This window comes from Ignavibacteriales bacterium (assembly GCA_026390575.1).
Classification (GTDB): domain Bacteria; phylum Bacteroidota; class Ignavibacteria; order UBA10030; family UBA10030; genus Fen-1298.
In genome coordinates this window covers 66,998-77,950 of sequence record JAPLFR010000003.1, presented here as the reverse complement: position 1 = coordinate 77,950, position 10,953 = coordinate 66,998, and the positions used below count along the sequence as shown (strand labels likewise).

Sequence of the window (10,953 nt, the reverse complement as noted above, 5' to 3'; positions counted from 1 at the left end):
AATGAAAAATTTTTCTGTGTGTGTTCTTTTCTTATGTATCTCTGGTGTGGCTTTGGGGCAATCACCTGGACTTCTGAATTACGCTAAGACTCACAGAGGGAATGCTCTTTATACACGGTTTGGTGTACATAACGGAAATAAAGTTGGCATCTCATTTCGCAACGATGGCTCGATCTCAGGAACTAATGCGAATGATTTTAGGGGTTACTGGCCTACTCCAGCTACAAAGGACAGCTATATCGGGGATGTTGATCCTGTGGTTGGCATTCAGCTTCCTCTAAGAGATTATACTCGCAACAGTCAGCACATATCTCTTCATCTTGTTGACACTTTGCACTCGGTCACTATTACTCCCGGACCAAGAAATGGTCAAAGCCTCAAAGTGGATCCCAATACGGGTGCCTTTCAAGGATTTGAGCCGGAGGTCGGTTACGTAAACCTAAACCAGGATACAATCGCTATGAGTCATATTCCTTCCAGTTGGCCGTCCTTTTGGCCAGATCATCCGGACTGGATAGACCCTGGAACGGGCAAAGCGGTATGGAATGGTTATTTCGGAAAGGGTGTTTCGAATGCCGACCAAGAAAGCTACTTCGTAATGGATGATGCACAGGATAACAGCGTTCAACAGCGAACGAATAATCTTTTCCATCCTGATTCTACTGACCTTACCAGAAATGGCATGGGCATAGTCGTTGCCGTGAGGGGCTTCCAATGGTCGCAGATACAAGCGCAAGATGTTCTTTTCTGGCTCTATGACATAACGAATGTCGGCACCACTAATTACGATAAAGCTGTTTTCGGTTTAGTCATAGGTGGTTGCGTGGGTGCATATGGGTCAGGAACGGGACAAAATCTGTCCGCTATTTGTGGGGACAATCTCGCCTATTTTGACTTGAACAATAATCTTGCCTACACTTGGCAGGCAAGCGACAATAATTACGGGGCTGGATGGGTACCACTCAAGCAAGTGTATCCTGGCGCGACTACAAACACAGGATATGCGGGATATGCTTATTTGGAGAGCCCGGGGAATCCTTATGATGCAATCGATAATGATAATAGCAATGAAGATGCTAACAACCCGGTTTTTGCAGAAAGTGATTTTACATTTAATTCATCAAAAAACACTTACTTATCTTCACGCAAGCTCTCCAGAACCAATGCCGGTAGTAATTCTAACTTTCCTGACAATGAAATCGTCTTAATAACTCCCACACCTGAAATAGTCACTTCGGGTACTCAAACACCCTTTCAAGTAATCAAGTATGAAAGGAAAGTCGTTCTCTTGGACACGTTGCTTAAAAGCGCTACGGACACCGAGACTGTGTACTCGCAGGATTTGCCATTTAGAATTTATGATGGGGTGACACTTACTGAGATACCGAACAATGGTGTTGACGACAACTTGAACGGTATAATAGATGAAAACCATGATTTACATTATGAAAGGATTTTCAGGGACAATTACGGCAGAATATTACGCAGGGATCTCAGGCCTCTTGCATTTAGAGATTATTTGACGGGAGCAGGGAACGACAATACTATGATCGACAAAGCGCGAGATAGCGGTCCTGGACAATTTGTCACAAGCTGGGTCCCTAACTATAGCCAACCTCGTAATTCAATTACGGGAAAATATCCTGGTATTTTTCAATCACATTGGTCTGGCGATGAAAATGGGAATTGGAACTCAAAGTTTGATGATGTAGGCGCTGATGGTCTTCCGAGTACAAATGATTTCGGCGAGGGCGATGGAGCGCCCACTGAAGGCGAACCCCATTTTGATAAAACTGACGTGAATGAATCCGATCAATTGGGATTAACGAGTTTTAATTTTTTTAATTATAGTGTATCCCCACCAATGAATAACTCAGAAGCTATATGGAACAGAATGGTGCCGGGTTACTTTGATGTCATACCACAGGTCCCTATGGACGGTGACTTTATTTTTGCTTCTGGATATTTTCCGATGCCATCTCGTCACACGGAAAGGTTCTCGCTCGCGTTGGTGTTCGGTGCGGATAGTGCAGAGGTCTTTACCAACAAACAAATTGTTCAGCAGATATATGATAATAATTATAATTTCACCAGGCCACCGTACAAGCCAATTCTTACGGCAATCCCAGAAGACAAGAAGGTTACATTGATGTGGGATGATAGGGCGGAAAGTTTCATCGACTATTCTATTCAGGAAGTCTCGAAGCGACATACGTTTGAGGGATACAAGATTTATCGTTCAACAGGACCTGGATTTACTGAAAATGGTGGAAAACCAATTGCAACTTTCGATCTCGCGGATGGAATACGCGGTAATTTTCTGCCGCAAACTCAAGCTCTTTCTAACTTGCCAACATTTTTTCTAGGCACCGACATTGGACTGGTTCATACATTCGTGGACAGCAGTTTGCAAAATGGCCAAACCTATTTCTACGCCGTCACATCATTTACGAAAGGAGACGAGCAAAACAATATTTATCCTGCAGAGAATTCGAAGTATGTAACAATCGATGCAAAAGGAATAGCTCACCCGGATGTGAATGTTGCTTATGTGATGCCCAACGCACCTATGGCAGGATATATGCCAGCAACGGGCGGCCTAATTTATCATAATGCCCCGTTATACGGAACTGGAACTGCGTCTTTAAACATCGTGGCATCCTCACAATTGAGATCCTTGTCGGGGCACAACCTCCAAATCGTTTTCAACGATAGCGACATTACGACTCGGCCGGCAAATGCACCTGGTCTGGTAACTTATCTTAATAACACAACTTCTTATTCCGTGATAGATTTAACATCCCGCGATACAATCCTCAACAATCTTACCATTGATGAGTCACAGACGTCAACCGTATTTGCTGGGATGACCATCACATTCATGAATGATTCAACTCGCTTAGTAGTCAGCGACTCTTCTTTCGGTTGGAGCCAAGATTCCTTAAATAGCTCGTACCCGTATATAGTTGACTTGTTCAATTTGGGAGGAGCTTTGCCTACTAATTATGATCCTTCTGACTACCAAATAGAATTCGGCGGCACAATCGTTGATACATCGCTTTCTTATGCCGTACTTGGGCTCACTGCTCAGCCAGTAAATTTCAGAGTGAAGAATCTAACTACAGGACAGTATTCGAAGTTCTGTTACGCTGTGGTAAATAACAGATTGACAAATCCACCGAAAACAAATATAGATATTATAATTGTCCCAAGAATCACTAATAGAAATCCGGTTTTAGGATGGTACGTCAGCTTTAGTGGGAAGTTGGGTATTCAGCTACCAAGTAGCGGAATATTCACACTGGTTACGAAGAAACCGTTTAGGAGGGGAGATGTTTTCGAGTTCATAGTTCCCAAAGATTCGGTGAATATTGTTGTGGCACGACAGCAGCTTGATAATATAAGGGTTGTTCCAAATCCATATGTGGCTTCATCAACGCAAGAACCAGCATTGCCACCTGGAATCAATAGCGGCCGCGGATCAAGAAAGATTTCCTTTATTCATCTACCGCCTAATTCCACGATATATATATTTACTTCACGGGGTGAGATGGTAAGAAAATTGCAGATGTCGGCAGGGCAGGATATTTCTAACGGTTCCGTCGACTGGAACCTCAGAACAGATGCTAACTTGGAGATAGCCTATGGTGTCTACTTATATCTTGTAGATACTCCAGGCATAGGACAAAAATACGGCAGGATCGCGGTCATAAAGTAAATGAGGTTGCAGATGAAAATAAAATTTTTAGCAATTGTGTTTGTTTTGAGTACTTCACAGGTTTATCCACAAAACAAAGTCGGCACAACTGCTGCAGCGTTCTTAGGCATAGGCGCCGGCCCGCGCGCGATAGGAATGGGAGGTGCTTTTACGGCAGTAGCAAGCGACCCTTCGGCGCTCTATTGGAATCCCGCTGGCGTATCAAGAACCGGCCAAACTGAAGTTTTATTTGAATATACAAATTATTTTTTCGGGATAAGTTACAATTACTTTGCGGGTGTTGTTGCTCTTAACGAAGATAATGCCATTGGAGTGAGCATAACCAATCTTAACTATGGTAGTGATGTTGTGACGACACTTTCTGCACCTGAGGGCACAGGGCAGACTTGGAGTGCAAGCGACTGGGCGGTAGGGGTCACTTATTCAAGGAATCTCACGGATAGATTCTCCATTGCTGGGACCGCAAAGATGATAGTACAGAACATTTGGCGCGAATCGGCAACAGGTTGGGCGCTTGACGGCGGTGTACTATATATTACTCCGTTTAATGACATGAAAATAGGGATGGAAATAGCAAACTTTGGTACGGATATGCAGCTAACCGGATCTGATCTTTTCGTCTCTTATGATTCGAATCCTTCAATGGAAGGGAATAACAAAAATATCCCGGCACAATATTACACTAATTCTTACCCTCTCCCTTTATTCTTTAGAGTCGGGTTGTCGATGGACGTTGTACAGTTGGGTGATCATCGTTTGACAGTGGCTGCTGACGCGATACATCCAAGTGACAACTTACAAAGCGTGAATGTTGGAGCAGAATATTCGTGGGGCAATTTGGTCTTTCTGAGGGCAGGTTACAAATCGCTTTTTCAATCTAATAGCCAGGAAGGACTAACCCTTGGGGTTGGATTTCACTACCAGATAGATACCCATTTGATTGCAAAGATTGATTATGGTTTTGAGGATTATGGGTTATTAAAAAATCTTCAAGAATTTTCATTTTCAATAGGATTTTAAAAGGAGTTTGTCGTTGAGGAAAAAGATTCATGTGCAATTAATCGAAAAAACAAAAACAAAGGAGAATATGGTTATGAGAAAGCTTTCATATTTTGTGATAATTATTATAGGTGTAATGATTGTAACTCCGATAGCTAACGCTCAGAACCAGGTCACATTTCAGGTTAATATGGCTGTGCAGCATCTAAGCGGCATCTTCGGAATTGGAACCGACTCCGTTGCAGTCCGAGGCGGTTTCAACAATTGGGGGAACTCTCCGGGCAGTCCATTATGGATGAAAAAAAATTCGAGTGACACCATTTACACGGCAGTTTGGACATTCCCGGATTCTTTAGTAGGAGATACTATAGAATACAAATTCTTTTCAAGCAATGTTAGTGCATCCGGTGGGGCGGGCGGCGGCGGCGGTTGGGAAGGAGATTTTGCTCCTCCGGAAGGAATCGCTGGACATCGCTGGTACAAGCTTACCGCTGGTAGTCAGGTGATTCCAACAGTGTTTTTTGATGATGTTAGTGTGGTAATGGTTGTCCCGACCCAGACCATCACTTTTCTATGCGATATGACCGTAGCTGCACAAATGGGATATTTTTATCCTGATATTGACAAAGTCTGGGTCTGGGGTGACGGTATTCCCGGTGGATGGGGACCTGGCTCTCAGATGATACAGAATCCGTTGAATCCAGGTCATTACTTATTGTCTGTTTCCATTGTGCAAAATCCCGGTACAGTTCTAGGATATACTTTCCATATAACAACCAATAGAACTACAGGTCGTCCTCTACCTTATGGCGGTTACGACCAGGGTTGGCACAACAACAATTATCTTTATACAACGACAGGGAGTGATCAAGTGTTGTCGGAGATATTTTACAATGGTTCTTCTGCAGTCTTGACACATGATGTTACGGTGATTTTTTCCGTTAATGTCAAAGGAGCCATCAACGCTAGGACAGGTAATCCATTTCCGAAGGTTGACAGCGTGTACATCAGCGGCAGTGACGGGAATATAGGTGCGACTGTTCCTGAGATCGCATGGATTAATAGTGCACCATGGCGTGCCAGCGATATCAATTGCAAGATGTATGACAATGGAACGCACGGAGATCTGGTCGCGGGTGATTCAATCTACTCACTCAAGGTGAAATTCCTCGCTGGATCCGGTAATAATGAAAAATTCATGTACAATATAATGTACAACGTTGGCGCAACAAGCGGCGACTACTATGACATTACTAATGTTGATCAAAATGAACAGAATACTGTTTATAGTGCAAACTGTCATGAGTTTGTGATCCCCGATTCTGGAGGTGTTGTTCTCAGATTGACCACCAACAAGTTTGGCGATTACTTAGATAATACTACTGTTGCCCAGATTACCGGTGTCGAAAAAGTTTTGGGAACTCCTACGGTTTTCAGTCTTGATCAAAATTATCCGAATCCATTCAACCCTTCGACGACTATTCGGTATTCCATTCCACAGAATGGCTCTGTTACGCTGAAAGTCTATAATGTTCTTGGTGAGGAAGTCGCCACTCTTTATGATGCCACACAGAAAGCCGGTGTGTACGAAGCCCAATTTAACGGCGCAAATTTCGCAAGTGGTGTGTACTTTTATTCACTTCATGCAGGGAATTATTATTCTGTAAAGAAACTGCTTCTACTGAAGTAAGGTAATCTCAATATTTCAAAAGGCGCTCCGTTCCGGATATTAGAAATGTTGGGACGGAGCGCCTTTTTGAGTAGTCCTTCTAACGAAAGTAATGATTAGCGTGCTGTATATTACAATGATTTGTCTTAGATTGTTATAAAAACGGAACCCGTTAGTATGATCCATTCAAGGAAGTTTTTCCTGTTATTATCGGTATGCTCAACATTCATTTTTGGTATAAGACTTTCTGCGCAGACGGCTGTATCAATAGGAATCTTGACTGGGGGAGGAGACTGGTACGAGGATACAGTCAGGATTTATGCAACTGTAAGCGACGCAAGCATTGGTAGTGCGATGGTCGAGGTGAGAGGCAACAACTATGTTCACGATACCACAGTAAGTGTGTCGTCGAGTCTTCTGTCTGCGCTTGTGCCACTGGTTGATGGCAGAGATACGATAATAATTTCAATTACAAAGCCGTCGGCTGCAACCGTGAGCAGTAGAGTTGTGTTTGATTACCACGCTGACCATTCAACAAATATAATTATCAATTATAATATTAGTGGAAGTGCTGTAATTCTTGATGCAACTTCATCGACAAATCCGGATAATTTACCGGTCAGTTATTTATGGGAGCCTGATCCATTAAATCCATCGCTTGTAGCTTTATCTGGTTCAAACACAGCTACGGTATCCTATGAATCTCCAACTGCAGATGGCGAATATTATTTTACCGTGAAAGCTATTACTAGTCTCGATACATCGTGGGCACGTGCGGTGATAGTGGTGGATTCTGGACGAGCGCATATAGTTGATTCAGGAACATGGCATCCGTCGTGGATTGATAATGCAGTGATTTACGAAATTTTTGTTAATAGCTTTAGTTTTGGTGGACAATTTATAGAGGTCACAGCAGCAATTCCGCAGTTGAAGGCTCTCGGAATAAACTGCATCTGGCTGATGCCTATATACCCGGCGGTATCAACGCATGGTTATAACGTTACAGACTATTATCATGTGAGATCGAGTTACGGTTCTAATAGCGATTTTGCGAATCTTGTGAATACGGCACATCAATACGGGATCAAGGTAATCTTAGATTTGGTGATCAACCATACGTCGGCAGAGCATCCATTTATAAAGGATGCATACCAGTACGGAATATATTCACCGTACAATGATTTTTACGTATGGCATAATGGTGTGGTGTCAGAAAGCATGTACGTTTATTACTACGGATGGTCGGATTTGGCAAACATAAATTATCAAAGCAATTGGACAAAGGAATACCTGCTCAGGATGTCTAAATATTGGATTGAGAAATTTAATATAGATGGATACAGATGTGATGTCGCTTGGGGAGTAAATGACGGTGGCGTAAATGAATGGGGGCAAAACGAGATACGTCCGGGTGGACCAGCCTTCTGGCAGACATTCAGGGCCGAGTTAAAAAGCGTTAAGCCTGATATATATCTCCTCGGTGAGATGGATGCTGCTCGTTATTATGGACGTTCGCCGTACTTTGATAAAAAATTTGACAGCGGATATGACTGGTCGTTTCTTTCTTCCATTGAAAATTGCTTAACACATATAAGTTCTGTTACTACTTTCGATCTACTGGTTAAATTTTACGAAAGTAGTAATTATCCTTCATTCGCTCGCCCTTTCCGTTTCATTGAGAACCATGATCTTTCAAGATTCATTTCGATGTACAATGTTCAACAGACAAAGATGGCAGCGACGCTTCTTCTTACCATGCCCGGCGTACCTTTGATTTATTCTGGACAAGAGTATGGTGAGTTGACTATGCGTAATCTTATCGATCGAACCGATCCGAACGATCTGAATCCTTTCTATACGAAGTTGATACATATTAGAACCTCGCATCCCTCGCTTGAACAGGGAAGCCTCATGCGACTTCAGACATCGTCAAATGATACGGTATATGCGTATCTCAGAATGTTCGGAAATGATAAGGTGGTAGTGCTTAATAATTTCTACAGTAATAACGTAAATACCATTGTTACTATACCGCGAGATTCATTGAGGTTCGATTCAACAAAGACGTGGTATGTAAACGACATATTGAATGGCGAATCAACTACGGTAAACACATCTTCATCACTTGACGTATTCGATATCGATCTCGCCCCCTTCCAATCGAGAATCCTCATTTTCTCCAATTCGCCAATATATAACGGCGTTATGGAGAACGAGGCAAAACCGAAAGTGTTTAAATTAGATCAGAATTTTCCAAATCCTTTCAACCCGAGCACACACATCAATTATTCGTTGGCACAATCTGGATTTGTTTCATTGAAAGTTTATAATACTCTTGGTGAGAATGTTCAAACCTTGGTATCTGACTACAAACACCTGGGAGACTACTCACTCACTTTTAACGGAAACCGGCTCAGTAGTGGCATATACTTTCTTCGGTTGCAACAAGGTTCGCTAACCAGCACCAAGAAGTTATTACTACTAAAGTAGAATCAACTAAAGATAGATTGAAGTAAAGTTCTTAAGTTATGGTGCTATTTTAAAATTTTACTAAGACAAAGTAGTCGAACAAATTTGCGAATAGAATGAAATCTTTCAGCGTTCCTTTTAATGCGACTGATCGTGATTATTGGCACAGAATAAAACTCAACGGGAAGTTATGGTAATTTGGAGTCTGGAATCTATGAAAGCTCACAAATATTCAATTTGGCTTCTTTTAATTCCAACGATCGTTCTCACAATGGCAATAAGAACGGGCGTATCCTATGGTCAAACCACCGTTGTTGTAACATATCCTGGTCCCACAGGTATCTCGGCTGCGACCGATAGAATTGTTACGGTGAACGAGAATCCCGTTTTTGTTTACAATACAGCCGTTAACTTCAACCGGACGTATTCTACGAATCCCGTACTTGAAACCACTCCCGTAGCTTACTTTGATTTTTGTGGTGAAGTTACGATCAATGTGATTGTCCCGGGAGTGAAAATAGGCATGGTTACTATACGTCCTTTGGCCTTGGGAATTAAGCCGATCATAAATGGCGATACCATATCTTTTCTGCTATCAAACCCGGCAAAGCTCACGATAGAAATTAATAATAATCTGCATCGCGCCCTTCACCTTTTTGCAAACAAGTTGAACCTCAATCCACCGCTAGAGGGTGATCCAGGTGTTATTTATTTTGGTCCGGGCGTCCACAATGCAGGGAGTATCCAGGTTGGAAATGACAAAACAGTATACATTGCCGGCGGAGCAGTTGTATACGGTTGGATTAAGGCAATGAATATGCAAAATGTTAAAATTGTCGGTCGAGGCATTCTTGATGGAAGTATCTACTCCCGGTGGCCGAACGCAGTCGTTCCCATTGATTTTGAGCATTGTCAGAACGTGACTGTGGACGGTATCTTGATACTAGATCCGGCAGGATGGACGCTCAATACATATTTCTGTGATCGTGTGACAATTAATGATGTAAAAATAATATCGGCTCGTTCTAACGGTGATGGGATTACTACGCAATCCTGTACGAATGTTACCGCGACGGATTGCTTTGTGAGAGGCTGGGACGATAACCTTGTGGTGAAAGGGTACGGTGGCACAGTCCCGGGGTACGCTTATGGTAATGTGAAAAATGTCATATTCGACAATATGATTTTATGGACCGACCTTGCACAGTCTTGCGAAATTGGATACGAGACGAGGGCAGATACCATGCAGAACATTACCTTCAAAAACATAACGGTGCTGCATAACTTCCACAAGCCGGTGATGAGCATCCACAACAGCGATGAAGCTGTAGTAACCGATGTGCATTATGACAATGTTACAGTCGAAGATGCTGAGATGGGGCAAGGGGATGGTTCAAAATTACTCATTGATTTGTTCATAGGGACTTCTGTCTGGAGTCAGTCTTCCGAAAGAGGGAAAATTAGAAATGTGACTTTTAACAACATAAGAGTGCTTGGGGGCAATTTTCCGCCTTCACGCATTCAAGGATTCGATCAGAGTCATGACATAGAAAACGTGTCCATAAATAACTTGTATCTTTTCGGCACATTAATCTCCAATGCAAGTACAGGAGGGTTTTCCATCAACCAGTATGTACAGAACGTTTCGTTTGGCACGGACACCGGAATAGAGACAAATTCCAGTGATGAATCTGGTCCTAGGAATTTCTTGCTTGCACAAAATTATCCCAATCCTTTCAATCCGAGCACGACAATTCTTTATGAAATTCCTGAGGCTACACGAGTCACACTGCAAATTTATAATGAGCTAGGACAGCGTATCGCGATCCTTGTCGATGGCATTTTCCGGGCTGGGCAGTACGGTGTTGTCTGGAATGGGCGAGATACTTTGGGAATGCAAGTCCCTAGCGGGATTTATTTTTATCGTTTGCAAGTCGGAAGTCTTTTCGCGACGCGCAAAATGCTGCTGTTGAAATAACTATTATTGAGAATGAACTCGTGATCAAAGACATTTGTGGATGTTCTTCTCCTCATCAGTATTTAGGGGAGCGAGCACATAGAAAGGAAAGGTGCTGTCAATAATGAAGGAATTGTGTCC

The 10,953-nt window shown here is 42.6% G+C and carries 5 protein-coding genes; all 5 read left to right on the top strand.

Annotation, left to right across the window (positions count from 1 at the left end; all coding sequences use genetic code 11):
* The first annotated feature begins 1 nt into the window (after window position 1).
* The 5 genes from NTX44_03370 to NTX44_03350 all read left to right on the top strand — a co-directional run bounded on the left by NTX44_03370 (window position 2) and on the right by NTX44_03350 (window position 10,833).
* A complete protein-coding gene (locus NTX44_03370) occupies window positions 2-3,718 on the top strand; it encodes a hypothetical protein (GenBank protein MCX6120645.1) in 3,717 nt (1,238 codons plus the stop codon).
* Window positions 3,719-3,730: 12 nt separating this feature from the next.
* On the top strand, window positions 3,731-4,738 hold the full coding sequence (locus NTX44_03365) for a PorV/PorQ family protein (GenBank protein MCX6120644.1): 1,008 nt from the start codon (window positions 3,731-3,733) through the stop codon (window positions 4,736-4,738).
* Window positions 4,739-4,811: 73 nt separating this feature from the next.
* Window positions 4,812-6,407 carry a T9SS type A sorting domain-containing protein gene (locus tag NTX44_03360; protein MCX6120643.1) on the top strand — a complete coding sequence of 532 codons (1,596 nt, stop codon included), beginning with the start codon at window positions 4,812-4,814 and terminating at the stop codon, window positions 6,405-6,407.
* Window positions 6,408-6,563: 156 nt separating this feature from the next.
* A complete protein-coding gene (locus tag NTX44_03355; protein ID MCX6120642.1) occupies window positions 6,564-8,876 on the top strand; it encodes an alpha-amylase family glycosyl hydrolase in 2,313 nt (770 codons plus the stop codon).
* Between the two features lie 193 nt (window positions 8,877-9,069).
* Entirely contained in the window at window positions 9,070-10,833 is a 1,764-nt protein-coding gene (locus NTX44_03350) for a glycosyl hydrolase family 28 protein (GenBank protein MCX6120641.1), read from the top strand.
* Window positions 10,834-10,953: the final 120 nt, after the last annotated feature.

Coding starts and splice junctions, on each gene's coding strand:
- NTX44_03370 (MCX6120645.1), top strand. CDS start 2: ATGAAAAATTTTTCTGTGTGTGTTCTTTTCTTATGTATCTCTGGTGTG.
- NTX44_03365 (MCX6120644.1), top strand. CDS start 3,731: ATGAAAATAAAATTTTTAGCAATTGTGTTTGTTTTGAGTACTTCACAG.
- NTX44_03360 (MCX6120643.1), top strand. CDS start 4,812: ATGAGAAAGCTTTCATATTTTGTGATAATTATTATAGGTGTAATGATT.
- NTX44_03355 (MCX6120642.1), top strand. CDS start 6,564: ATGATCCATTCAAGGAAGTTTTTCCTGTTATTATCGGTATGCTCAACA.
- NTX44_03350 (MCX6120641.1), top strand. CDS start 9,070: ATGAAAGCTCACAAATATTCAATTTGGCTTCTTTTAATTCCAACGATC.